The 25278-nt window shown below is 31.5% G+C and carries 23 protein-coding genes and 1 riboswitch; of the genes, 17 read left to right on the forward strand and 6 right to left on the reverse strand.

Going from position 1 to position 25278, the window contains the following annotated elements:
- Window positions 1-201 precede the first annotated feature (201 nt).
- A complete protein-coding gene (locus tag K7H06_RS03515; protein ID WP_223038585.1) occupies window positions 202-531 on the forward strand; it encodes a DUF4870 domain-containing protein in 330 nt (109 codons plus the stop codon).
- A 33-nt stretch (window positions 532-564) separates the two neighbouring features.
- On the opposite strand, the gene K7H06_RS03520 is transcribed toward K7H06_RS03515, so the two are convergent.
- Window positions 565-1746, reverse strand: coding sequence for an FprA family A-type flavoprotein (locus tag K7H06_RS03520; RefSeq protein WP_223038586.1), 1182 nt, complete (start codon window positions 1744-1746; stop codon window positions 565-567).
- 226 nt (window positions 1747-1972) lie between these two features.
- Here K7H06_RS03520 and K7H06_RS03525 point away from each other — a divergent pair, with 226 nt between their 5' ends.
- The 3 genes from K7H06_RS03525 to K7H06_RS03535 all read left to right on the forward strand — a co-directional run bounded on the left by K7H06_RS03525 (window position 1973) and on the right by K7H06_RS03535 (window position 5064).
- Entirely contained in the window at window positions 1973-2443 is a 471-nt protein-coding gene (locus K7H06_RS03525; RefSeq protein ID WP_223038587.1) for an HAD family hydrolase, read from the forward strand.
- A gap of 163 nt (window positions 2444-2606) precedes the next feature.
- The gene (locus K7H06_RS03530) at window positions 2607-3443 is read left to right on the forward strand and encodes a CvfB family protein (RefSeq protein WP_223038588.1); all 837 of its coding nucleotides are present in this window, start codon (window positions 2607-2609) and stop codon (window positions 3441-3443) included.
- Between the two features lie 232 nt (window positions 3444-3675).
- Window positions 3676-5064 carry an aldehyde dehydrogenase family protein gene (locus tag K7H06_RS03535; protein WP_246637624.1) on the forward strand — a complete coding sequence of 463 codons (1389 nt, stop codon included), beginning with the start codon at window positions 3676-3678 and terminating at the stop codon, window positions 5062-5064.
- Between the two features lie 44 nt (window positions 5065-5108).
- On the opposite strand, the gene K7H06_RS03540 is transcribed toward K7H06_RS03535, so the two are convergent.
- Complete coding sequence (locus K7H06_RS03540; RefSeq protein WP_223038589.1) at window positions 5109-6908, reverse strand: PAS domain-containing sensor histidine kinase; 1800 nt, start codon at window positions 6906-6908, stop codon at window positions 5109-5111.
- A gap of 236 nt (window positions 6909-7144) precedes the next feature.
- On the opposite strand from K7H06_RS03540, the gene K7H06_RS03545 reads away from it, so the two are divergent.
- From K7H06_RS03545 to K7H06_RS03560, 4 genes are all read left to right on the forward strand, one after another.
- Window positions 7145-8461, forward strand: a complete 1317-nt coding sequence (locus K7H06_RS03545; protein ID WP_223038590.1) for an MFS transporter — start codon at window positions 7145-7147, stop codon at window positions 8459-8461.
- Window positions 8462-8684: 223 nt separating this feature from the next.
- Window positions 8685-9515: an HAD hydrolase-like protein gene (locus K7H06_RS03550; RefSeq protein ID WP_223038591.1), complete on the forward strand. Its 831-nt coding sequence runs from the start codon at window positions 8685-8687 to the stop codon at window positions 9513-9515.
- A 233-nt stretch (window positions 9516-9748) separates the two neighbouring features.
- Window positions 9749-11059 carry an MFS transporter gene (locus tag K7H06_RS03555; RefSeq protein ID WP_223038592.1) on the forward strand — a complete coding sequence of 437 codons (1311 nt, stop codon included), beginning with the start codon at window positions 9749-9751 and terminating at the stop codon, window positions 11057-11059.
- 61 nt (window positions 11060-11120) lie between these two features.
- Window positions 11121-12248: a 2-aminoethylphosphonate aminotransferase gene (locus tag K7H06_RS03560; RefSeq protein ID WP_223038593.1), complete on the forward strand. Its 1128-nt coding sequence runs from the start codon at window positions 11121-11123 to the stop codon at window positions 12246-12248.
- Window positions 12249-12308: 60 nt separating this feature from the next.
- Here K7H06_RS03560 and K7H06_RS03565 read toward each other — a convergent pair whose 3' ends face one another.
- Window positions 12309-13067, reverse strand: coding sequence for a response regulator transcription factor (locus K7H06_RS03565; RefSeq protein ID WP_223038594.1), 759 nt, complete (start codon window positions 13065-13067; stop codon window positions 12309-12311).
- A 203-nt stretch (window positions 13068-13270) separates the two neighbouring features.
- Entirely contained in the window at window positions 13271-13888 is a 618-nt protein-coding gene (locus K7H06_RS03570) for an NUDIX hydrolase (protein ID WP_223038595.1), read from the reverse strand.
- Between the two features lie 310 nt (window positions 13889-14198).
- Between K7H06_RS03570 and K7H06_RS03575 the strand changes: the two genes are divergently transcribed.
- Complete coding sequence (locus K7H06_RS03575; RefSeq protein ID WP_223038596.1) at window positions 14199-14441, forward strand: hypothetical protein; 243 nt, start codon at window positions 14199-14201, stop codon at window positions 14439-14441.
- A gap of 38 nt (window positions 14442-14479) precedes the next feature.
- Here the strand turns inward: K7H06_RS03575 and K7H06_RS03580 are convergent, their stop codons facing one another.
- Window positions 14480-15817: a PFL family protein gene (locus tag K7H06_RS03580; RefSeq protein WP_425514950.1), complete on the reverse strand. Its 1338-nt coding sequence runs from the start codon at window positions 15815-15817 to the stop codon at window positions 14480-14482.
- 36 nt (window positions 15818-15853) lie between these two features.
- Window positions 15854-16126 (reverse strand): ACT domain-containing protein, encoded by a 273-nt coding sequence (locus tag K7H06_RS03585; protein WP_223038598.1) that lies wholly within the window; start codon window positions 16124-16126, stop codon window positions 15854-15856.
- Window positions 16127-16300: 174 nt separating this feature from the next.
- A riboswitch (glycine riboswitch) is annotated at window positions 16301-16390 on the reverse strand.
- Between the two features lie 202 nt (window positions 16391-16592).
- On the opposite strand from K7H06_RS03585, the gene K7H06_RS03590 reads away from it, so the two are divergent.
- From K7H06_RS03590 to K7H06_RS03625, 8 genes are all read left to right on the forward strand, one after another.
- Window positions 16593-17276: a response regulator transcription factor gene (locus tag K7H06_RS03590; protein ID WP_223038599.1), complete on the forward strand. Its 684-nt coding sequence runs from the start codon at window positions 16593-16595 to the stop codon at window positions 17274-17276.
- 398 nt (window positions 17277-17674) lie between these two features.
- Complete coding sequence (locus K7H06_RS03595) at window positions 17675-19975, forward strand: hypothetical protein (protein WP_223038600.1); 2301 nt, start codon at window positions 17675-17677, stop codon at window positions 19973-19975.
- Window positions 19976-20902: an ABC transporter ATP-binding protein gene (locus K7H06_RS03600; RefSeq protein WP_223038601.1), complete on the forward strand. Its 927-nt coding sequence runs from the start codon at window positions 19976-19978 to the stop codon at window positions 20900-20902. It abuts the gene before it with no gap.
- Window positions 20899-21762: an ABC transporter permease gene (locus K7H06_RS03605; protein WP_223038602.1), complete on the forward strand. Its 864-nt coding sequence runs from the start codon at window positions 20899-20901 to the stop codon at window positions 21760-21762. Before K7H06_RS03600 ends, K7H06_RS03605 begins: the two co-directional genes overlap by 4 nt.
- Window positions 21746-22972 (forward strand): hypothetical protein, encoded by a 1227-nt coding sequence (locus tag K7H06_RS03610; protein ID WP_223038603.1) that lies wholly within the window; start codon window positions 21746-21748, stop codon window positions 22970-22972. Before K7H06_RS03605 ends, K7H06_RS03610 begins: the two co-directional genes overlap by 17 nt.
- 186 nt (window positions 22973-23158) lie before the next feature.
- Window positions 23159-23401, forward strand: coding sequence for a hypothetical protein (locus tag K7H06_RS03615; protein ID WP_223038604.1), 243 nt, complete (start codon window positions 23159-23161; stop codon window positions 23399-23401).
- A 30-nt stretch (window positions 23402-23431) separates the two neighbouring features.
- Window positions 23432-24418 carry an AAA family ATPase gene (locus K7H06_RS03620; RefSeq protein WP_223038605.1) on the forward strand — a complete coding sequence of 329 codons (987 nt, stop codon included), beginning with the start codon at window positions 23432-23434 and terminating at the stop codon, window positions 24416-24418.
- Window positions 24408-25277 (forward strand): DUF58 domain-containing protein, encoded by an 870-nt coding sequence (locus K7H06_RS03625; RefSeq protein ID WP_223038606.1) that lies wholly within the window; start codon window positions 24408-24410, stop codon window positions 25275-25277. Before K7H06_RS03620 ends, K7H06_RS03625 begins: the two co-directional genes overlap by 11 nt.
- The last annotated feature ends 1 nt before the right edge of the window (window position 25278 follow it).

Genomic DNA, 25278 nt, shown 5'->3' on the forward strand with positions numbered 1-25278 from the left:
AATAGCACATTTACAAAAATATTTTATAATATAAATATATATGATATAATATTTCAAAATAGTTTTGAGCGTTTTTTAATCTGTTAAAAAAGATGAAGAGTTATTTTTAAAAAGATGAAGAATAACTATTTTTATGTATTATATGTTAAAATTCAACGCTAAGCAACTATAATTTTAAATGTAGATAAGGAGAGATGTAGTATGCTTACGACAGAGCAAAAATTATTGTGTAGTGTAGCTCATTTAGGTTGGTTGGTAGGACTTCCTATTATTGCTCCATTGATTATTATGTTACTTGCTAGTAATGGATTTGTTAAAAATCAAGCACAAGAAGCATTGGCATTTCAAATAGGAATGGCTATTTTAGGTGCTATTTTTGGTGTTTTAAGTATTCTATTAATCGGGCTACCATTTTTAATGATTATTTGGTTTGCAGGGCTAATTCTTCCAGTACTTGCAACCATACGAGTATGTAAAGATATGGATTATTCTTATCCTATTACAGGAAGCTTTATTAGAAAAAATATTTAAAAGGAAATCCACAAACAAATTGTTTGTGGTTTTTTAAATATTTTCTGCGAATTTTTTACCGAAAGCCATACATTGTTTGAAGGTTTCTTCAGAAGGCGTAAATTTTTTTTCTAAAGGGTCTAAAATCATTTTAAAACCCATTTGTTTTAATAAGGTGTTAGCCATTTTGATTCCTTCTCCACTCCAACCATATGAACCAAAAACTCCTGCGATTTTACCTGTATTTGCCATAGGATCTATGATGGATAAAAGATCCCATATGGGTTTTACCATGGTTTTATTGATAGTTGGGGAACCTAAAATAATTCCTTTTGAGGTATTAATAACCTCATGAAGAAAAGAAAGATCCTCGTTTTGCGCATCTACAAATATGACTTTTGCATCAGAAGATTCTAAGCCTTCCTTTATTTTTTCTGCCATTAATTCTGTATTTTTATAAGCAGATAAATAAAGAAGAGCTACTTGTTTTTGATTGCGTTTTGAGAATTCTTCGTTGGACCATTTTAGATAAAGCTCAATATTCTTCCCTGGATTTTCTGAAAGTATTGGCCCATGAGAGGGGAGGATTATTTCAATATTCATATTTTTAATTTTTTCATGGGCTTTTAAATAATGCTGTGCAAAAGGCTTCATGATAGCATTATAATAATGTTTACATGCGTCTATATATTCTTCATTATTTACTGATTTGGGTTCTAGTTTTGAGTAATGAGCCCCATAACAATCACAGCTGAATAAAGTTTTATCATTTTCACTATAAACAAACATGGTATCAGACCAATGGAGGAAAGGGGCTGTGATAAATTTGAGCTGACGGCTTCCAATATCTAATATTTCTCCATCAGAAATAACATGGATTTTAAAATCTTGATTGACTTGTTCTTTCAAAAAGATGCTTGCAGCTTTTGTACAAAAAACCTCTATATTTGGATTTATTTCTAATAGATATTTCAAGCTTCCAGCATGGTCTGGTTCTGTATGGTTAATAATTACATAGTCAATGCGATTGATATCTATTAAATTCTTTAGTTTATCTAAAAATTCATCTTTGAAATTTGCTTTTACTGTATCGATTAAAACTTTTTTATGGTCATTAATAAAATAGGAATTATAAGTAGAACCATAAGGGGTTTTCATAATGATATCGAAAACTTCTAAGTCTGGATCTAAAACACCTGTCCAGTAGATATTGTTTTTAATTTCAAATGGTTGCATAGTGTACCTCCTTTAAGACCCTTTTTATACCTTTAGGATTCCAAATATACATAATAATTATGAATAAATTTTTATGTGTTTATACCCGAATAAGGGGAAATTGTTGATTCCTTAGTTAAATACATATAAAATGATATTTGTAATATATACTATAGATGCGTACTTGCAAAAGTAAATTGATAAATAATGAATTGAACAGGTTCACAGATATAAGAAAGGAGTACATATGTTGAAAATTCATATTCCTGGAAGGAATCTTATAGAAGTTGAAAATATTGTATTTGATTACAATGGAACCCTTGCTGTAGACGGTAATATGTCAAGGGATACAAAAGATATGTTAGAGAAAATCAATAAATTTTTAAATGTATACATTGCAACAGCAGATACCTATGGAACGGTAAAGGAATCATGTAAGGATATAGATGTTGTTATAAAAACCTTTCCCCATGAAAATGCAGGAGCATGTAAAAAGGAGATCGTAGAAAAATTAGATAGAGAAAAAACTATTTGTGTAGGGAATGGATACAATGATATACTAATGTCTCAAGAATGTATTATTTCTATTGGCGTAATTGGACCTGAAGGGGTTAGTGGAAAATTGTTATTAGTATGTGATATTGTAGTGAATCATATAAAAGATGTATTTGACATGCTTTTAAAGCCAGATAGAATAAAAGCAACTTTGAGAAATTAATATGAATAAGAAGTTGAAAATAGGGTAGACTGTCATTAAAAAAATAGAGATATTCTCCTGTGAAAATAGATGAATACTTTGTATATTCATTAAGAAAATAGTAAATCTAAAAAGGGAATAGCTATAAGGAGAACTTACAAATAAAAGTAAAGGTGGAAACAATATGATAAATATCGGTAAATTTCAAGAACTGAAAATTATGAACATAGAAACCATAGGAGCTTACTTAGATGGAGGCACAGATAATAGAAGTGATAATATTCTTCTTCCAAAGAGACAGGTGCCAGAAGATGCAAAGGAAGGGGATCTTTTAGAAGTATTTATTTATAGAGATTCTGAGGATCGTTTGATTGCAACGAGAAAGAAACCACTAGCTGAGGTAGGACAATTGGCTTATCTAAAAGTTGTTCAAACTACAAAAATAGGAGCATTTTTGGATTGGGGATTAGAAAAGGATTTATTTTTACCTTTTAGCGAGCAAAAATATAAGGTACAAGAAGGTAAAAAGTATTTGGTTTTTGTTTATGTAGATAAAAGTGGAAGACTTAGTGCTACTACAGATGTTGAAAAACACTTAAAAACCGATGGTGTTTATAATAAAGGGGATCGGGTAAAAGGAATTGTCTATTTGATTAAAAGGGACATGGGTGCTTTTGTAGCAGTAGAGGGTCAATACATAGGATTAATACCTGAAAATGCATATTTTCAAGAGTTAAGAAATGGCGATGAAATAGATGCAAGGATTACTGAAGTTAGAGAAGATGGAAAACTTAATTTATCTACAAGAAAGATTGCATACAAGCAGATGAATGTAGATTCAGAAATAATTTTAGAAGAAATGAACAAAAGAGAAGGATTTCTTCCATTGAATGATAAAAGTAGTCCAGAACAAATAAAATATCATTTAAAAATGAGTAAGTCTGCTTTTAAGAGAGCAGTAGGAAGATTATTAAAGGAAAAAAAGATTGAACAAACGGAGGATGGATTAAAGTTAAAATAGAAGATCATAGGGCAATCAATAAAAACCAATCACAAATTGTGATTGGTTTTTATTGTGGAAAACTTTAGTAAAACTTTAACTTCTCTTGATATAGATTTTAAGAGAAGAATTTATAATTATATTTGAGAGAAGGGATTTAAAGTGTGTAAAGAATAGTTTTTAGTGGGTTATAGATTAAGAGATTTAAGTAGTTTATGATGTAATTTCAATATTATTTAAAGGAGGAATTAAAATGAATCAAAATGTAAAAGAATATGTGAAAAGTCTGATAGACAGAGCAAAAAAGGCACAAGGGATTGCAGACAAATTCACACAAGAAAAGGTAGATGAGCTTTGTATGGCCATTGCTTGGAATATTGTAAAACCTGAAACAGCAGATAAAATTGCCACAATGGCAGTAGAAGAATCTAATCTTGGAAACTATGAGGGAAAATATGCAAAGCTTATGACAAAAATCCGCGGTGGTCTTCGCGATATGAAAGGTCAAAAATCAGTAGGGGTTATTGAAAGAGATGATGAAAAGAAAATCATGAAAATTGCAAAGCCTGTTGGGGTAATTGCAGCTCTTTTACCTTGTACAAATCCAGAGGCAACACCCGTCCTAAAAGCAATGTTCGCCATTAAAGGTAGAAATGCAATTATACTAGCACCCCATCCAAGAACAAAAAATACGAATACGTATATTGTAAATATTATGCGTGAAACCCTTAAAAAATATGGAGCACCAGAAGATTTAGTTATTCCAGTGGAACAAGTATCTATGGATATAAGTGGAGAATTAATGGCACAAGCTGATTTAGTACTAGCTACTGGTGGTGGAGGGATGGTAAAAGCTGCTTACAGTTCAGGAACACCTGCATATGGGGTTGGACAAGGAAATGCAGTGACAGTAATAGATGAAACTATAGACTTAAAAGAAACTGCAAATAAAATTATGAGAAGTAAAACTTTTGATTTTGCAACAAGTTGTTCTACAGAAAATTCATGTGTCGTGCAAGTTGGGATCTATGATGATTTCATTAAGGCTATGGAAGTTGAAGGTGGATATTTAGTAAAGGGAGACGAAAAAGAAAAACTTCAAAATGCTATGTGGATTGATGGACACTTAAGTTCAAAAATTGTTGCACAAGCACCAGAAGTAATTGCTGCTGAGGCGGGCATTGTTCTTCCAGAAGGGAAAAAATTTTTCATGGTTGAAGAAAGCGGTATAGGAGCAGATTATCCATTCTCAGGAGAAAAATTATCTGTTGTAACAACGCTCTTCAAATATGGTGAATTTCAGGAAGCAATCGATAAAGTAAATGATATTACTTCTTATCATGGAAGAGGTCATTCTTGTGGAATTCATTCAAATGATGAAGAAAGGATTTTAGCATTAGCATTAAATACAAAAACAAGTCGTGTAATGGTGAGACAACCACAATGCTTAGCAAACAGTGGAGCATGGACAAATGGTATGCCTATGACCTTAACTTTAGGGTGTGGGACTTGGGGAGGAAATATTGCATCTGCAAATGTAAACTGGAGACACTTGATTAATGTAACTTGGGTATCAGCACCCATTAAAGCTACTCAGCCAACGGATGAAGAATTATTTGAAAAATTTATGTTAGAAGAATAGATCACCATTTTGGTGATCTATTTTTATAACATAAAAGGATAGGCTCAAAGGTAAAGGGGTAAGGTGAAAGAAAAAGTACTACCTTGTTGGGTAGGATTATTTTTTGCCCATATACGTCCACCATGATAGGATACAATTTCTTTAGCAATGGATAACCCTAAACCCCGACCCTTTGAAACTTGAGATTGATTTCCTTTATAGAAGCGATCAAAGAGAAAGGGAAGATCTTCTGGAAAAATACCTGATCCGTTATCTTGAATACTTATGATGACTTCATGGCTAGGAAGAGGGTGTAGGGAATGATCTTCAAGGCTATATACGTTTTTAAGATGATCTTTATTTACTAAATTAGATTTAGCATGATAAGGGACAATAGTATAATAAATGACGATGGTCCCACCAGTGGGAGTATGCTTGATCGCATTAAAAATTAAATTGGAAAATACTTGTTCCATTCGATTCGCATCAATGGTTACAATGAGACGATGATCCTCTTGCAATTCAAAAGGGAGATGCAGTTCAAAGTTTAGCCCTGCATTTTTTACGTCTAATTCATACTTGTGGTAGAGCTGTTGAATGAATTGATGAATAGGAATTTCATATAATTGAAAGTCTATTTCTTTAGCTTCTAATTGAGTTAGTTGAAATAAATCATTGATTAAACGACTAAGGCCTAAAACTTTATTGTGAATAAGTTTTAGATATTTTTTAAAATCATTTGAATTAGTAATGACACCATCTAACATAGCTTCTATATATCCTTGAATTAAAGTGATAGGAGTTCTTAGTTCATGAGATACATTGGTAATTAGCTCATAACGCGATTTTTCCATTCGAAAAAGATCGTCTTCTACTTTTTTACGGGCTGTAATATCTCGAAGAATTCCTTCTATAGCTATTACATTTCCCGATTTGTCTGAAATAATGGTATGATGCAACTCACCCCATATGAGAGATCCATTTTTACGAAATAAACGTAGTGTGATAGATGGCGAAGAAGATTTTACCGGGTTCTTGAAAGCTTCGTGAAGGCTATGAAGATCATCTGGATGTATTTGATGAAAAAATAGCTTAGGATTTTCATATAGTTCTTCTGGAGTATAATCCATCATGGGTATAATTGCTGGGCTTATATACTCAAATTTTGAAATAGGTTTAGGATAATATAGGTAAATAAGATCTTTAGCATTTTCAGCTAAGAGGCGAAAACGTTTTTCACGCTGAATTAAATCTATTTTATTTCTTTTAAAATAAATAAGCAGGATTAGGATACTAAGGATATTGATGAATATAGCACCGCCTAAATAACTCCAAGGGGCTAACCAAAACTTGGGATGAATAAAGGGATAATATCCTTTATAGATGCCCCAAATGATAAACATAAATCCTGTAACATATTTTTCGTGAAATTTTATTTCAAATGCATATAAAATAAACAATAATCCATTGTATACAGAGATAAAACATAAAAAAATTGCAGAGTGTATGATTAGAGGTAGAAATAGAGTTGATGAAAAAGAAGCAATGAGGATGCATAAACTATTCATAATAGAAAAATATATCCAAAATTTTGGGATAGATTGTTTTAAAAATATATAAGAACCTACAAGAAAGAGCAAGCTAATGAATAGATAGACCCCTTGCTTTGAAATAATGTAAATAGAAGTATCTAATCCATCAAATTTGCAAAAATCGAGAATAAAACTTAAAGAATAAACCATCCAACCAAATCCCCAAAGACCCATATAATATTCACGATTTTGTAAAAAAATATAAAAATATACTAAGCCAAGAACAAAGGTGACACTGCTCATTGCAATGATGGAGTGAGTAATTAAAAACATAGGATCCCTCCCCAGTATATTCAGTTAATTTAAAGGCTATCTTATAGGAGACTAGAATAGTAGTTTAATAAAGGATTCGATGTAAAATAGTAATTTCCTTTATCTTACAACTATTTTATTGAAGGAGTCACTTAATATAGAAGATCGTTTAAATAAAAAATAAAAGGAAAAGTCTTTTTATATGGAGAATAGACCCTTATAGGGAAAGTATAATTTTACCAAATAGGGGGATAGGGATGAAAAATACAAAAGTAGTTCAGGGAGAAAGCTTAAAATTTAAAAGATATGCCTGGTTTACTTTAGTAGGATTTTCTTTTATGTATGCTTTTGTATATAATGGAAGGTTTAATATGGAATTAGCATTGCCCCTTATGGATAAAGAGTTACACATGACAAAGACAGAAATAGAGATTTTGACTGCTATATTGTATTGGACATATGCTTTTGGTAATTTTGTAAATGGACGATTAGGGGAAATATTTGGTTGCAAAAGATTTATTATGGCAGGTGTAATATTAACTGTCCTGACCAATTGGATTGTCAGCATGTCTACATCTATTAGGATTATTATAATTTTATGGGGATTGAATGGATTTTTTCAATCAATGATATGGGCTCCTGGGATCAGTTTAATTGCACAATGGTGGCCTAGTGAAAAAAGAGGCTTTGCTACGGGCTTTGCTCATGGATTTTCAGGAATGGCACATATTATTTTATGGTTTAGTACAATGGTTACAATGGGGATTTTTCCCCAATATGGATGGCGAGGCTTTTTTGTCATTCCTGTAATTTTTTTGTTCATCATGTCTTTTGTATATTGGTTTATGAGTAAAGAAAAACCAAGAGCTATGAACCTTTGTGATGATGAAGGGGAAGATGAGATATGCTTAGAAAGAGAAAGAGTATATAAAAAGCTGGATTTAAAAGAGGGAAAAATGTTTCCTTATAAGTGCTTATTTACACAATGGCAATTTTGTGTTTGGTGTGTTATTTCAGCTTTAGCTAGTATTACTAGATATGGATTATTGACTTGGATTCCTCTGTATTATACAAAAAAAATGCATATGCCAATTAAAACAGGTATATTTAGTACATTGGTACTGCCAATGGGGATGGCTCTAGGAACTTTCATTGTACCATGGGCAACGGATCGAATTTGGGGTAGAAATAGAGCCATAGCAATTATTATTTGTGGGGCATTGAGTGCTTTGATGGTTTTTATATTTCCTAGTATGATGACGTCTACCACTGCCATCATTACTATATTTTGGTCTGGATTTTTTTTATATGGAATTAATGGAGTTATTTGGGCGTATTCTATTGATGTAGGTACGAGAGTATTTGCTGGCACAGCAGCAGGGATTCTTGATTGGGCAGCTTATATGGGAGCAGCTGTGCAAGCTATGTTTTTTGGATATATTCTGCAAAGGACAGATAGCTGGGCATATGTTTTTGCTGCTATAGCAATGATGTGTATTTTGATGGTTATTTTGGGGATTATTACAATAAGACAAAAGGGTTTAGGATGTAAAATAGAAGAAGTAAAAAAGTAAAATAGTATATGGATCAATGGAATGAAAACCAATCATTAAAATGGATTGGCTTTTTTTATGGATAAAATTAAGAGAAGTTAAAAAATTTAGAAAAACTTTAACTTGTCTTAAAAAGAACTTTAAATAAGGTTGCTATACTTGTACTTGAAAGAAGTAATTGAGAAAAAAAGCAAGCATTTTACTTGATGGAAACAAATTTAAAATTTAAAAAGGGGGATTTTAAATGTATAACAGAACGTACACAGGAAAGATTCAATTAGCAGTTTTAGATACTGCTGGAACATTTTGTGATGGACCACAGGACTTAAGAAATCGTTGGCCAGAGGATGACTTAAGAGGATGTAAAGCACCTGTAGTACCTTTTTATGAAGTATTAAAGAATCACGGTATTGTTTGTGGTTGGAAAGAAATCAGAAAGCCTATGGGTAATTATAAACCAGTTCATTTACGTAAATTATTTGAGTTACCTGAAGTTACTGAACAATTCAGAAAAATATATGGGCGTGAGTGGACACAAGAAGATGTAGATGCATATTATGAGGAATTCAAACCTTTAATGAGCAAAGTGATTGTAGATCCAGATTTGGCAAAACCAATTAAAGGTGCTGTTGAATGTATTCAAAAATTAAGAGATGCAGGTATTTATGTTGGATGTGACACAGGGTATGTAGATAAGGATTCAAAGGCGTTAAATAAAGTATTACAAGATACATATGGAATAAAATTTGATGTAGCTACGAACTCAGAGATTGTTCAAGGTCGTCCTAGTCCATTTATGGTATATGATTGTATGGCTAAAGTAAATGTACATAATATTCATTCAGTAGTAAAAATAGATGATACAGCTCCAGGAATGAAATGCGGAAATAATGCAGGATGTTGGACAATAGGTCTTTATGCAACTGGAAGTAATAATTATGATATGTTAGCAGCTTCAAAACCAGATTTCTTAGTTCCTTCAGTAGAATATGTTCCAGATATTATTTTCTATGAAATTGAACCAAGATTGAGAAGAGGCATAAGACCAGGCCAAGGGATTATAGAAACCATTTAAGAGCAAGAGACGCATCTATATATTGGAGAAATCAGTTAATAGTGTTTAAAGATTGATAATAGAATCAATTGGTGTTAGGATCATCTCTTATTTATAATAATGATTTTCATAAAATATGTGAGAAAACTCCAGTATCTGTTGTATGAATAACCTAGTGTATAGGTTCATTAAACATAGTACTGGAGTTTTTTAGATATTTTACCCACCATGTTAATGATTAAAGGGGGTATTCTATGTCAAAGGGATTTTTAGGATATACAGAGCAAGAAGCAAAAAAATTTAAAAAATATGCTTGGATGGCACTTTTAGGTTTTTCTATTTTATATGCATTTTTGTATAACGGTAGATTGAATATGGGTTTAGCATTACCTATGATGATGGAAGAAATGGGATGGACCAAAACACAAGCAGGTTTGCTTTCATCTGTATTATTTTGGACTTATGGATTAGGACATTTGGTGAATGGCCGTTTAGGGGAGATTTTTGGACCTAAAAAGATTATTTTAGTAGGATTATTATTATCTGCAGGTGCAAATTTAATCATTAGTTTTCAGTCTTCTATTGGTTTGATTGCATTTTTATGGGCTCTTAATGGATATTTTCAATCTATGCTTTGGTCTCCTGGAATTAGTTTGATTACTAAGTGGTGGCCTAGTCATAAAAGAGGATTTGCTACTGGATTTGCAAATGGGTTTTCAGGAGTCGCCCAAATTATTGTTTGGTTTAGCGTGCTAGCCTCTATTTCTGCGTTTTCTGATTTAGGTTGGAGAGCGGCTTTTAGAATCCCTTTGATTAGTATGGTTGCTATGGGGGCTGTATATTGGGTTATGGTTAAAGCAAAACCCAGTGATGTAGGGCTTAAAGATTATGAAGAGGAAGATGAGGGAACGAAAGAACAAGAAGCAGAGTTACAAAGAATCGTACAAGAACGGGGAAAATTATATCCATATATTCATTTATTTAGTCAATGGAGATTTATCATTTGGTGCTTTATCATTGCTATATCCAATATTTCAAGGTATGGGTTACTTACATGGATTCCAACTTATTATGTACAAGAATTAAATATGAATGTAAAATCAGGAATTTTTAGTTCTGTTGTATTGCCTGTAGGGATGGCCCTAGGAACCTTTATTGTTCCTTGGGCATCAGATAAATTTGGTAAAAATGGACGTTTACCAGCAGTGGTAATTTGTGCAATTGTTTCAGCTGTATCTGTATTTATATTTCCAAGTTTAAAAACTTTAGGAACTGCGTCCATTGGATTATTTATTGCAGGATTCTTTGTGTATGCTATAAATGGTGTAGTTTGGGCTTATTCTACTGATGTAGGAGGGCGTGTATTTGCAGGAACAGCAGCTGGTGTATTAGATTGGGCAGCTTATATGGGCGCAGCACTACAAGCAATCATATTTGGTAGAGTATTAGATAAAACAGGAAATTGGAATATTGTATTTACTTCTATTGCAGTTATTTGTGTTTTAATGATGGTTTTGGCATTGATTGCGAATATTAAGCCTAAGAATAAAATAAAAAAAGCTTAAATTACCTTATTCCTTAAGGTAAAGAATAAATAATCAAACAATCAAAAAGGGGGATGTTTGAATGTATAAGGTAAAGAGAAATGTATTGTTAAATCCAGGACCTGCAACCACAACAGATACAGTGAAATTTGCTCAAATTGTACCAGATATTTGTCCTAGGGAAAAAGAATTTGGGGATATTATGTTGAAGATGAGAAATGAGTTAGTGAAAATTGTTCATGGAGATCTTGATAAGTATACTTCTGTATTATTCTGTGGATCAGGGACTATCAATATTGATGCTTGTGTGAATTCCTTATTGCCAGCAAATAAAAAGATGTTAGTAATCAATAATGGTTCTTATAGTGCAAGAGCTGCTGAAGTATGTGAATACTATCATTTACCTCATATTAACCTAAAGTTTCCTATAGATGAAGCATTAGATTTAGAAAAAGTGAAAAAGGCGTTGAGTGAGGAAAAAGATATTGCAGTAGTATATGCATGTCATCATGAAACAGGTACAGGATTATTAAATCCTATTAGAGAAATAGGAAAGATTGCTCATGAGTATGGATGTACGTTCATCGTAGATACTACATCAACATATGCTATGATTCCAATTGATATAGAAAAAGACAATGTTGATTTTCTTATGGCATCAGCTCAAAAAGGATTAATGTCTATGACAGGACTTTCCTATGTAGTTGGGAATAGAGCATTATTAGAAAAATCTAAGGATTATCCTACTCGTTCTTATTATACAAATCTTTATATGCAATATAAATTCTTTGAGAAAAAAGGTCAAATGCATTTTACACCACCAGTACAAACGGTTTATGCAACAAATCAAGCCATTAAAGAGTATTGGGAAGAAGGAGAAGCGACTAAATGGACTCGTCATAGCAGTGTTTGGAAGGCGCTACATAAGGGATTAGAAAAATTAGGATTCAAAGATTTGATTCAACGAGATTTACAGTCAAAGCTTGTGATTTCTGTAAAATATCCCAATGATTCTAAATGGAGCTTTGAAAAAATACATGATTATTTATTTGAAAGAGGCTTTACCATTTATCCTGGAAAGGTTACGGATACTGAAACATTTAGATTATGTAGTTTAGGAGCAATCAATACATCTGATATTGAAGACTTCTTTGTGGTACTAGAAGAAGGGCTTAAAGAAATGGGCGTAGTAGTACCTATTCAATATTAATCATCTTACAAAGATATCTGAGATAGATAAAAAGCAGGAGATTTAATTCTCCTGCTCATATCATTGATAATGACATGAAGCACAATTCTTATATAGGGGTGTATAGTTTTGCATAGATGAAAAAGAACCACCAAATTTATAGCCAACCCCTCTGACTGTAATGATATATTGAGGCTTTGTAGGATTTTTTTCTATTTTTTTTCGCAAATTACTAATATGTACCATAACCGTTCGTGCATCTTTTTCAAAGCTGTGATCATCCCAAATTTTTTCGAAAATTTGGCTTGTATAAAAGACTCTATTTGGGTGTTTTGCTAAAAAAACAAGAAGATCGAATTCTTTTGTAGTCAAAGAAATTAAAGCATGATTGACGAATACAGAATGACTAGCTATGTCAATTTCAAGTCCTGGATACCTTAAGAATTGTTTTTCAACTTTATTTTCAGATAATAGACGATTTCGACGAAGATGTGCTTTTACTCGTGCAATGAGTACACTAGGGCTAAAGGGCTTGGTTACATAATCATCTCCCCCAACGCTAAGACCTAATATTTTATCAATATCTTGATTTTTGCAACTAAGAAAAAGGATAGGTACATCTGTAGTTTTTCTTAATTTGGTACAGGTTTCTAGCCCATCTAGTTCAGGCATAAGAATATCCAAAATAATTAAGTCTGGTTTTTCTTGTAAGGCCAATAGACAGGCTTCGTTGCCATTAGAAGCACAAATCACCTCGAAATCTTCTTTTATGAGATACATACGAATCAATTCTTGTATTTGTAGCTCATCATCAACGATTAGAATTTTTTCTTTAGCCATCTATAATCCCCCTTTATTTTATATACAAAGGTATATAATTGTACATTATAGTCTATGCAAGATAATTGATTTTTTGTACAACTTTATTTGTCAGTTATGATATAGACATTTATTTGTCAGTTATGATATAGACATTTATTTGTCAGTTATGATATAGACATTTAAAGGGGAATATGATTAGAAGTGTAGAAGCGAAAAAGAAATCATTCTTTTCTTATAATGTTAACAAAGTTTTTAATAATCCTTGCTGTTATACCCCATATAACATACCCTTTATATTCATAAAATAAAACAGGATATTTTCCTGTTCGCCAATGATAATCTTTTCCACTTGGAATCATATGAAATGGAAAAGTTTCTGGAATATGTGCCTCAAGGTCTATATAATGCTTTGTTGGTTCATTTTCTAGAAAGAAGTTCAGTGGAACAGTAAAAATTTCTGATACTTCATCTTCATTAAAATCTAAATTTTTAAGATCTATTTGAGAGATAGTTCCTAAGAATGGATAAAGTATTAGATTATAAGGTAAAACTAAAAAATCTAAGGGATTAAAAATCTCTACATGATTTGGTGAAATATTCAATTCTTCACAAGTTTCTCGAATGGCACACATTTCTTTAGATTCTTTGTTTTCTAGTTTTCCTCCTGGAAAGCATATTTCTTTTGGCTGTACCTTTAGATTACTTGAACGAACTTCAAATAAAAGTTCAAGTTGTTCTTTTACTTTAACAATAGGTACTAGAACTGAAAATTGTTCATAATTTCCTTCTGGATTATATTCTCTACCCTTAAAAATTTTTTGAATTGTATCAAGACGCATCATTATCACCTAACCCATCATAAAGTTAATGTTTAAGTTACTGTTCATGTTTAACAATAGTTATCTAAATTTAAGATATTTTATTAATAAAAAATTTAAAAACAAAGTAGCATAAATCATATAATTTCTTAGTAATTCCTATGAAAATGATAAAAGGTTATTTTCATAGTTTATAAATTTTAACAAGTACATAAATATCTCTAATATTAGTATACGATACTTTATCTAATTTAAAAACCATTTTTAAGAGGTATATAATTTTGTAATCTTGTTTAAAATACTTAAAGAAAAAGATATAGGAGGGCTAGAGATGGATTATTTAAGTGTTATGAGTATAAGAGTAGACCATAGAAAAGATTCTGCTCCTCGCATGCAGGAGATTTTAACCCAAAACGGAGATATTATTGTTGGTAGATTAGGTATTCATGATCCAGATGAAGTCAATCATGGTTTGATTACATTAAATTTAAGATCAGATATGGGTAGAATAAACAATATGATGGATCAACTAAGTGGACTTGAAGGAATAAAAGTAAATCATATGCAAGCATAGTAAAAGGCAGATGTTTTTTCATCTGCCTTTATTTTGTCTTAATTTTTGAAGCTATGAACAGGGGCAGGGATTCTTCCTCCCCTATTGATAAAATCAGCACTACTAAATTTACTTACACGCATAATAGGAGCACTTCCTAAAAGACCTCCGAATTCTACTTCATCTCCTAGGGTCTTTCCATAAACAGGAATAATCCTTACAGCAGTAGTTTTGTGGTTGATCACCCCAATGGCTGCTTCATCAGCAATCATTCCGGAGATAGTAGTATCAGGTGTGTCTCCAGGAATTGCAATCATATCAAGACCTACAGAGCATACACATGTCATGGCTTCTAGTTTTTCGATATTTAGTGAACCTGTCTTTACAGCATGAATCATTCCTTCATCTTCGCTGACAGGAATAAATGCACCACTAAGACCTCCTACATGAGAGGATGCCATAATACCGCCCTTTTTAACTGCATCGTTTAAAAGAGCTAAAGCTGCTGTTGTACCATGTCCTCCACATCTTTCAATTCCCATTTCTTCAAAAATTCTTGCTACACTATCGCCTACAGCAGGAGTTGGGGCAAGGGATAAATCCAAAATTCCAAAGGGAACGTTTAGTCTATTTGAAGCTTCCTTAGCTACTAATTGACCAACTCTTGTTATTTTAAATGCAGTTTTCTTAATGGTTTCAGCAACTACATCAAAGGGGGCACCTTGTACTTTTTCAAGGGCTGATTTTATAACACCAGGACCACTTACACCTACATTTATAACAGATTCTCCTTCTCCAACCCCGTGGAAAGCTCCGGCCATAAAAGGATTGTCTTCTACAGCATTGGCAAAAACAACTAGTTTTGCACATCCGATGCTTTCTTGATCTTTTGTAAGGAAAGCTGTCTGTTTAATGATTTTTCCCATATCACGAACTGCATCCATATTAATTCCAGATTTGGTATCTCCAATATTTACGGAAGAGCATACTCTTTCTGTAACAGATAGAGCTTCAGGAATGGAATTGATTAAAATTTTGTCTCCTTTTGAATAGCCTTTTTGAACAAGGGCTGAAAAACCACCAATAAAGTTAACCCCTACGGCTTTTGCGGCTGCATCAAGTGTTTTTGCAAATTCAACATAGTTTTGATCGTTACTTGTTTGTGCAATTAAAGAAATAGGTGTTACAGAAATTCTTTTATTGATAATAGGAATGCCTAGTTCTGCTTCAATATCTTCTCCTACCTTTACAAGATTTTCTGCATATCTTGTGATTTTATCGTAAATTTTAATTCTTGATTGTTTTCCATCTGTGTGAGCACAGTCTAATAAGGATATACCCATGGTGATAGTTCGAATATCTAATTTTTCTTTTTCAATCATTTGAATAGTTTCCATTATATTTTTAAATTTACTCAAAGGAATCATCTCCTACTATGAAATTTTGTGCATAGAATCAAATATATCTTCATGTTGTATTTTGATAGAAAGGCCTATGTCTTTACCAACTTTTTCAAGTTCCTTTTTTATATCATTGAAGCTACTTTTCATTTTAGATAAATCCACAATCATGATCATGGTAAAGTAATCCTGTAAAATAGTTTGGCTAATATCTAGGATATTCATACTATTTTCCGCTAAAGTACAAGTAACTTTTGCGATGATTCCTATTTGATCCTTTCCTATTACTGTGACAACTGCTTTCATAAAATTCATCTCCTCTTTTAATTCGTGTTTGCATATGAAATATTGATTATTTTAATATAAATAAAAAAGAGACTAAATCGATTGATTTGTCTCTGGAAAGCAAGATTATAAATGAAAGAAAATCTTATATTTTTATTATGCGTCCATAACAAAAAATAAATAGTCTTTTGCAATCAATAATCCCCTGTCCTTTTACCTGAGAGTTTCACCACGTAAGTGGCTTTCCCCTTCGGTGCTCTTTAGAGTCTCTCCAGAGGCCCGTCCAATAACAGTCGAAAAAATCTTCCACTATCTTCAACCGGCACTATGAAATTATGTAAAACATTGTAACATAATTATAGGATAAAAAGCAACTAAAAATCCGAAATATTTTTAGGATTAGTTAGTATTTTCCATAAGTACAGATAGAGAAATCTATCCAACAAGCTATTTTTGCATGATATAATACAAGTGTGGGGGTGGTAGATTGAAGCATATTTTTATAGTAGATGATGAAGCAAATATTAGAGAATTAATAAAAAAGTACCTTCAGAAGGAAGGTTATGAAACAACACTTTTTGACAATGGTAAAAATTTAGTTTCGGAAGTAAGACGACTTCATCCAGATTTGATTGTATTAGATATTATGATGCCAGAAATAGATGGATTAGAATTATGTAGGGAAATCAGAAAGATAAGTGATCTGCCAATCATATTTGTATCTGCAAGAGATGAAGAATTTGATAGGATATTAGGATTAGAATTAGGGGCAGATGATTATCTTTCCAAACCATTTAGTCCAAGGGAATTGGTTGTGAGAATCAAAACAATCCTAAGAAGAGTTGATAAAGGCAATAACCAATATGAATATGACGAAAAAATAGTATTAAAGGATATGACCCTATATTGTGATCGAAGATACATAGAAATAAATGATCAAGAAATAAAACTTACAACAAAGGAATACGAATTATTTGAAATGCTGGTGAAAAACAAAAACATGCCCTTTAAAAGAGAACAGCTATTAGATAAAATATGGGGGTATGATTACATAGGAGATACGAGAGTTGTTGATGATTTAGTAAAAAGAATAAGAAAAAAGCTAAAGATTCTAAATTCAGAATTAGAAATCACAACAGTTTGGGGATATGGATATAAAATTGATAGCTAAATTTAAAAAATAAGAATTAAGTTACAAAGTTTTCAAGGATGTGAGACTTATATCAAGTGGATGTAAGTCTTTTTTTGTGGATATAGTAATATTTGTAAATTGCATAAATAGCAGATATAATAGTTGTGATAAAGAGCATAGAAGGACTTTATTTTCACAAAAAATATTGACGAATACTGAAAAAATAGTGTAATATTACACTATAATAAAAATTTTATATAGAGGAGTGTGGTGAATTAATTATTTCTATCCTATGTGACAAAAATGTAAGGTTAAGATAGGTTTTGTAAGGATAAGAAATGGATGAAAGCTTATATAATTTATAAAATAAAAATAGAAGGTGAAGAAGAGGCAAGTGGTGTAGCAATGTATAGAATAAAAAAGGCAGGGGGAGCAGCATGACAAATCATATGAATAAAAGAAAACTTTTCATGTTTTTAATGATTTTTATAGTGATGATAGGCTTTACTATGACTAGCTATGGAGAAGAAAAGTTTGAAATAGAAGTGAAAGTAGGATTTGATGGATATTTTAAACATGGGAAAATGACGCCTATTCGAATAAAGATAAAAAATAATGATTTAGATATCAATGGAAAAGTTCAATTACTTCTTGAAAATGATTCTGAGCCAATGACACATACTGCATTTAGTAAAAAAATAAATATAGCCAAAGGCACTACTAAAAACTTAGATATAAAGTTTTTTATAGATATGGATATAAAAACCTATGGAAGTAAAATACGAATTGTTGATGACCAGGGGAAAACAGTTTTTGAAAAATATATCAATATTACTGAAAAAATGAATTCTCCTAGAGATCAAACCATAGGAATTTTTAGTGATGATATAGAAAGTCTTCGCTATTTAGGGTCTGTGTACAGAACCCTTAATAATGGGAAAAAATCTTTTTATGCTGTAGCAGAAATAAAGGACGTTTTTTATGATGCCCAAACACTAAATAATTTTAATGTAATTGTTATAAACAATTATCCTACACAAAAACTTACAACAGAACAAATAAATGCAATAAAAGAATGGGTAAATGACGGAGGAACTCTTTTTGTAGGAACAGGACCGAATAAAGAGAAAACCTTAAAAGGATTACAAAGTATGATAAAGACCAATCCTTTTACTAAAGAAGATGATCATAAAAGAAAAGTAGAAAGCAATTCACTTGGAAAAGGGAAAATTATTTTAGCCAGCTTTGATTTAGGGATGAAACCATTTATTGATTATAAGGAAAAAGAAACATTTATGAGTGAAATATTGAAAGCGGAGCTAAATATTGATGAAAGAATGGATGGAAAATATGATGGACAATTTTCTCACAGATTAAGAAATTTAGTCAATTATATTCCACACAATCGATTACCATCTATTAAGATGATTTTTATCATATTAGGACTATTTATAATGATTATAGGACCTATCAATTATCTAGTTCTAAAAAAAATAGACAAAAGGGAAAAATCATGGATGAGTATACCTGTCATTGCAGTGATCTTTTTTATAGGTATTTATGTATGGGGAATCGATACTACATTCAAAGAAGCTTTTGCAAATAATATTTCTATTCTCAAGATTAATGAAGGTACCCATATAGGAAGGGTAGATACGGTAACTGGAATTATGGCAGCACAAAAAGGAGAGGTGGATATTCATGTGCAAAAGAATGTTCATATGGAACCTTTAGATAGAGCCTATAGATATAATTTTAAAAATAGAAATGGTGATGTTGTATTGGAATACTTATTTGAAGAGGAACAACATACTATTTTCAAAAACCAAGGTCTTTGGGATATAAAAGTCATGAATATGCAAAAAAAATATGATTATGAAAAACCTATAAATGTAAAGATGGCATTAAAAGGAACTGGTATAGTAGGGAAAATAGAAAATTTATCTAACTTAAAGTTAGAAGATGTTGTAATGATTTATGGAAAAGAATTTAAAAAATTAGGGGATATAGAAAAGGGAACAACCAAGGATGCTCAGCTTATATTCAAGAAAAAAGTAACGAATAAACCTCAAGCAAAGGGATATTATGAGATCATGGAAGGGATTTATCCAGAAAAGAATCAATCATTAGGAAGCAGAATAAACCATGCAGAAAATGAAAAAACATTAACTAATGTGATGAAGAGAGAAATTGTAGAGGATGTTTTTGAAGATTATTTAGAAAATGTAGATAGTAGTACCCTTCATATAGTAGCTTGGAATCAAGAGCCTATAGCAGAGGATATAAAAATTAATGGAAAAATTGTGGATCGAATAGATAGGACATTAATTCTTATTCCAGTTCAAGTAGATTATGAGAAAGGAACTAAGATAGAAATTCCAACAGGTATGTGGGAGCCTTCGGTAATAGAAAAAAACAAAATACATTTTGAAAAATCTGAAGGGATGTTATGGGGAGATGGAGATGCAGTTCTTGTCTTTCAACCAAGAATCAATATAGAACTTCAAGTCATGAATATAAGTTTTAAAAATTACTATGTGAACAAAAATTATGAAGCCTACGTTTATAACTATCAAACTCAAGAATGGGAAAAATATGATAAAGATTATTTGACCATCAATGATACAAATAAAGGAAAATATTATGATGTTAACATTGGAACAAAAATAAAATTGGATGTATTAAAGGATGAAGATATACAGATACCAGATTTCTCTGTAAAGGGGGTTGTGAAATAAATGCTAAAGATTGAAAATTTAACTAAAAGCTATGGAAAATTTAAAGCAGTCAATAAACTTTCATTAACAATCAATGAAGGCGAAATATTTGGATTTGTAGGGCCAAATGGTGCAGGTAAAACAACAACCATGAAGATGATTGCAACCCTCTTAAAGCCAGACTCTGGTAAAATCTATCTTGATGAAGTAGATCTTTCAAAGGATTTAAAAGGAATTAGAGAAAGAACAGGCTATATGCCAGATTTCTTTGGTGTATATGATAATTTAAAGGCCATTGAGTATCTTGAGTTTTATGGGGACGTGGCAGGAATTCCAAAAGAGGAAAGAAAAGATACCATAGAGGATTTATTAGCCCTCGTAGACCTTACCCATAAAAGAGAAGCTTATGTAGATTCTTTATCGAGAGGAATGAAGCAAAGACTTTGTCTTGCTAGAAGTCTTATTCATAACCCTAAATTATTAATTCTTGATGAGCCTGCATCAGGAATGGATCCAAGGGCAAGGGTTCAGATGAAAGAGATCTTAAAGGAACTAAAAAGAATGGGAAAGACTATTTTAATCAGTTCTCATATCTTATCAGAGTTAGCAGAGCTTTGTGATAGTATAGGAATCATTGAGAATGGAAAAATTGTACAAATCGGTTCCGTAGATAAAATTATGAGAAAAGTTTCAAAAGGTAATTTGATTAAAATAAAAATACTGGATCACATGGAAAGAGCTGTTACTTTATTAAAAGAAGAACCTTTGGTAAAAGATGTTTTTACAGATGAAAATCATATAGAAATTTCCTTTGATGGGGAAGAGAAGGATACTGCAAAAATCATAAAAAAACTAATCAATAATGAAATCTTGGTTACTTCTTTTAGTCCTATTGAAAGTAATCTAGAGGAAATATTTATGAAAGTTACCAAGGGGGAAGAAGAATGAGAATGAATCCAGTATTAAAAAAGGAATTAAAAACAAGTATGAGAACTTGGAGAATGCCTGCCATGATAACCGTATATACATTATTGTTATCAGGATTATTATTTATTGTATTCATGGAAGCTTTTTCATCCTATAGATACTATAGAGGCTTTAGACCTAGTGCTCTTCAAGGAATCTATTTTGCTATTACAATGCTACAATTAGTTTTAATAGGGGTCATTGTTCCAACAGCCACAGCTAGTAGTATATGTGGAGAAAAACAAAGGAGAACCTTTGATTTATTAATATGTACAAGATTGTCAAGTATTTCTATTGTTCTTGGAAAGTTATGGGCAGCTCTTTCAAAGATGATATTATTACTGATTGTATCTATTCCTATTATCAGTATTATTTCTTTATTTGGAGGGGTAGATCTTTACAATATTATACTCTTATATGGTTTTTATATGATAACAGCTATATTATTTGGGAGTATTGGTCTTTGTGCATCGTCTATTTTTAAAAGGACCGTTACGGCTATTATTGTAAGTGGATTGATTATTTTGTTTTTAGCTGCAGGAACCTTTATTATTGTTGCATTGTGGTATGAATTTCATGATTATAAGATGGCCCATACAACGATTGTGTCTTTATTATATATGAATCCTTTTTCAGGATTGAGTGCTATTTTAGATTATCAGCTTGGAGAAAGTCTCGATCTATTTAGACGGTTAGGGGTAAAAGGTTCTGTTTTAAAGCCCTTATATATCAATATGAGTTTTGATTTAATTCTTTCATGTATTCTTTTATATGTTACATCTTTAAGAATTAATCCAATGAAAAAATGTAGCTGGAGAAAAAAGGATGAAGAAAATGCTTGATAAAAAAATCATTGAACTTTTAAAACCTATAAGACTTCGGTTTTGTTTGAACCAAAGTATTTGTTATATATCTTATGGATTCCTAGTAGGAGGAAGTATTTCCTTAATGATGATGATTTTCTCAAGGTTTTATCCAATAGCTTTTATAGGGGGCAAGTTATTAGGACTCTTAGGTGTTTGTAGTCTATTAAGCTTTCTATGGTCTTTATATAAAATGCCTTCCTATGAGAAAGTAGCTCTTTTAGTAGATGAAAAGGGACTTGAGGAAAGAACCATTACAGCCCTTACCCTTAAAAATGAAGATACAACTATTGTAAAGCTTCAAAAGGAAGATGCCATTCATCATCTACAAAAATGGGATTTAAGAAAAAATATTCCTATTATTTTCTCAAAAAAAATACTATTAGTAGTAGCCATCCTCATATTAGGAATCCTATTGGTAGGATTTATTCCTACTCAATCGGTGATGAAAGCAAGAGTTATAGAAAAGAATAGAGAAAAAATAGAGGAGCAAGAGAAAAAGATTATTCAAGTAGAGAAAGAAATAAAAAAAGATCATGTTCTTAGTGAAGAAGATCAAAAAGAAATAGAAAAGAATTTAAAAGAGCTCAGAGAGAAGATGAAAGCACCGGAGAATACAAAGGAGTTACAAAAACAGATTGTTAAAACAAAAAAGGAAATGGAAAAGATTCAAAAAAATATTCAAGATAAAAAAATAGATGAAATCACAAAAAAATTATTGAATCATGATTTTACAAAAAAATTAGCAGAAAGTATAAAAAATAAAGATTCAAAAGAGCTTAGACAAGCAATGAATGAGATGAACAAAAAGCTTAAGAATATGAGCAAAGAAGATTTAGAAAAAAAGGCGAAAGAATTAGAAAAATTAGCTAAAATCTTGAAAAACAATAAAGAATTAGCTAAGAATTTTAAAGAGTTATCTAATACCATTGCACAAAGCATCAATGAGAATCTTTTGGATGAGCAGTTAAAAGAAAGTTTAAATGCTCTAAATGATACATTCAATGGTCTTATGAATGATAAAAATGTATCGGGTAGTTTGAATCAATTAGCTAATGAATTAGAGAAACTAGAAAATATCGTATCTCAAAATACAAATCAGAATGAAAATCAAGATATAGATCAGAATACAAATCATAAACAGACAGAAAATAATAATCAATCTAGTACCAATTTAGGAGGAACCTGAAGTAGTAGTGGACAAAGCACTGGTCAGTGCGAAAGCAATTCAGGAAATAGAAATGCTCAAGGAATTGGTAGGAATGGAGCAGGAAATGGAAGCTCTTCTAGGGTAGAAAGTGGTGGTGTCAATGGACAAGCTACAGGAGGGTCTAAGGAAGGCTCCACAAAAGAAATAAAGGAATATGAAAAAATATTGGCTCCAGAAAATATAGGTGGACAAGGAAAAAATTCACAAATAAAAGGGACTCTTAATGAGAGGGGAAGTAAGGACTTTATACAAGTAAAAAAAATTGGAGATACACCAGGAGAATCCGTAAATTATGAGGAGGTATTAAAAACTTATAAAGAAGGAGCCTATGAGGAGCTTCATACGAAAGAAATTCCTGAAAGTATGAAGGCCATTGTGAAGGAGTATTTTACTGAGTTGGACCAATAAAAATATTTAAGAATCGTTTGGAGGATAAAAATGGATATTACAGAAAAGGATATCAATCATTTTATTGATAGAATCAATGGAATAAGAGCAGAAATCAGTAAAGGAATTATAGGACAAAAAGAGATTATTGATCAAATGCTCATTGCCATATTATGTGAAGGAAATGTTCTTTTAGAAGGGGTACCGGGTCTTGGAAAAACCCAATTGGTAAAGACTATTGGAAAAGTCCTCGATTTAGATTTTTCAAGAATACAATTTACACCAGATTTGATGCCTGCAGATGTGGTAGGAACCAACATAATGCAAAATAGTCAATTTACTTTTCAGTCAGGACCTGTATTTAGCAATATGGTTTTAGCAGATGAAATCAATCGTGCTACTCCTAAAACACAAAGTGCCATGCTCGAAGCCATGCAGGAAAAGACAGTAACGGTAGGTAATAAAACACATATTTTACCAAAACCATTTTTTGTACTTGCTACTCAAAATCCTATTGAAATGGAAGGAACCTATCCCCTTCCAGAAGCACAGATGGATAGATTTTTATTTAAATTAGATGTAAAATTTCCGTCTATAGAGGAACTTACAGATATTGTAACCCTTACAACGAATAAAGAACAAGAAGAGATAAAAAAAATAACGGATGGAAAAGAATTGATGAAAATGATGGATATAGCAAAGGAAATTCCTATAGCAAAGCCTGTGTTAGATTATGCTATGAAAGTCATCATAAGCACTCATCCTGAAAGTCAAAATTCTCCTGAAATTACAAAAAAATATGTAGCCTTTGGTGCCAGTCCTAGGGGAGCTCAGGCCATTATTAAAGCTGCTAGGGTAAGGGCACTTATGGAAGGTAGATACAACGTTTCCTTTGAAGATATTAAACAGATGGCCTATCCAGTTTTAAGACATAGAATCTTATTAAATTTTGAAGCCATGAGTGAGAATATTACTAGTGATCATGTGATAAAGGAAATCATCTTAGATGCACAAAGGAAAGATCCTCATGGACAATAAAATAATAGATAGTACTCTTTTAAGAAAGCTTGACCGATTAAAGCTAAATACAAATCTATTATTGAATCAAGGATATAATGGAGGACGAAAATCAAATGGGAAGGGTTCCTCCATTGAATTTTCTGATTACAAAGAATATGTTCTAGGAGATGATTTTAGAAAAATTGATTGGAATGCTTATGGAAGATTTCAAAAGCTTTATGTAAAACTTTTTGAAGAAGAAAGACAAGCATCTGTGAATATTTTTTTAGACACATCCCTTTCTATGGATTTTGGGAATCCTAAAAAGTCATTGATTGCTAAAAAAATAGCTTCTGCTCTTTCTTATATAAGCTTATCCAATCTAGATGCAGTAAATATTTATAGTAATGGAGAGAACGAATTAAAGGAGACAGGTTATTTTAATGGAAAAAATACCTTTCAAGGATTATTGAAAAATATGGAAAAGGCAAGCTTTTTCAGTAAAAATGACTTATTTCAATTCATAAAGAAAAAAAATTATAAAAAGGGAATAACCATGATCTTATCTGATTTATATAGTGATTATGTTGAAGAAAGTATTAAGTATCTATCTTATAAAAATCAGAGGATTATCGTACTACATGTTTTAAGTAAAGAGGAATTAGCACCAGATTTAAAAGGGGATTTGAGGTTTATTGATAGTGAGACAGAAGAAGAGAAGGATGTATCTGTAACAAATCCTGTTTTGAAAGCTTATGAAAAGACTTTGAAAAATTTTATTAGGGAGCATAAAGAAATTTGTAGAAAATATGGATGTAAATATATTCTTGTATCTAATGAGATTTCTATAGAGGAAATATTATTTGATCAATTAGTGAAACATGGAATTTTGAGGTGAT

Source organism: Crassaminicella profunda (genome assembly GCF_019884785.1).
GTDB classification, from domain to species: Bacteria; Bacillota; Clostridia; order Peptostreptococcales; family Thermotaleaceae; genus Crassaminicella; species Crassaminicella profunda.

Bases quoted from the DNA above. Each gene is read 5' to 3' on its own strand.
- K7H06_RS03515 (WP_223038585.1), top strand. From the start codon at position 202: ATGCTTACGACAGAGCAAAAATTATTGTGTAGTGTAGCTCATTTAGGT.
- K7H06_RS03605 (WP_223038602.1), top strand. From the start codon at position 20,899: ATGAGAATGAATCCAGTATTAAAAAAGGAATTAAAAACAAGTATGAGA.
- K7H06_RS03620 (WP_223038605.1), top strand. From the start codon at position 23,432: ATGGATATTACAGAAAAGGATATCAATCATTTTATTGATAGAATCAAT.
- K7H06_RS03540 (WP_223038589.1), bottom strand. From the start codon at position 6,908: ATGTTTTTAATTACTCACTCCATCATTGCAATGAGCAGTGTCACCTTT.
- K7H06_RS03520 (WP_223038586.1), bottom strand. From the start codon at position 1,746: ATGCAACCATTTGAAATTAAAAACAATATCTACTGGACAGGTGTTTTA.
- K7H06_RS03555 (WP_223038592.1), top strand. From the start codon at position 9,749: ATGTCAAAGGGATTTTTAGGATATACAGAGCAAGAAGCAAAAAAATTT.
- K7H06_RS03570 (WP_223038595.1), bottom strand. From the start codon at position 13,888: ATGCGTCTTGATACAATTCAAAAAATTTTTAAGGGTAGAGAATATAAT.
- K7H06_RS03610 (WP_223038603.1), top strand. From the start codon at position 21,746: ATGAAGAAAATGCTTGATAAAAAAATCATTGAACTTTTAAAACCTATA.
- K7H06_RS03595 (WP_223038600.1), top strand. From the start codon at position 17,675: ATGACAAATCATATGAATAAAAGAAAACTTTTCATGTTTTTAATGATT.
- K7H06_RS03545 (WP_223038590.1), top strand. From the start codon at position 7,145: ATGAAAAATACAAAAGTAGTTCAGGGAGAAAGCTTAAAATTTAAAAGA.
- K7H06_RS03565 (WP_223038594.1), bottom strand. From the start codon at position 13,067: ATGGCTAAAGAAAAAATTCTAATCGTTGATGATGAGCTACAAATACAA.
- K7H06_RS03530 (WP_223038588.1), top strand. From the start codon at position 2,607: ATGATAAATATCGGTAAATTTCAAGAACTGAAAATTATGAACATAGAA.
- K7H06_RS03625 (WP_223038606.1), top strand. From the start codon at position 24,408: ATGGACAATAAAATAATAGATAGTACTCTTTTAAGAAAGCTTGACCGA.
- K7H06_RS03600 (WP_223038601.1), top strand. From the start codon at position 19,976: ATGCTAAAGATTGAAAATTTAACTAAAAGCTATGGAAAATTTAAAGCA.
- K7H06_RS03535 (WP_246637624.1), top strand. From the start codon at position 3,676: ATGAATCAAAATGTAAAAGAATATGTGAAAAGTCTGATAGACAGAGCA.
- K7H06_RS03580 (WP_425514950.1), bottom strand. From the start codon at position 15,817: ATGGAAACTATTCAAATGATTGAAAAAGAAAAATTAGATATTCGAACT.
- K7H06_RS03525 (WP_223038587.1), top strand. From the start codon at position 1,973: ATGTTGAAAATTCATATTCCTGGAAGGAATCTTATAGAAGTTGAAAAT.
- K7H06_RS03585 (WP_223038598.1), bottom strand. From the start codon at position 16,126: ATGAAAGCAGTTGTCACAGTAATAGGAAAGGATCAAATAGGAATCATC.
- K7H06_RS03560 (WP_223038593.1), top strand. From the start codon at position 11,121: ATGTATAAGGTAAAGAGAAATGTATTGTTAAATCCAGGACCTGCAACC.
- K7H06_RS03575 (WP_223038596.1), top strand. From the start codon at position 14,199: ATGGATTATTTAAGTGTTATGAGTATAAGAGTAGACCATAGAAAAGAT.
- K7H06_RS03550 (WP_223038591.1), top strand. From the start codon at position 8,685: ATGTATAACAGAACGTACACAGGAAAGATTCAATTAGCAGTTTTAGAT.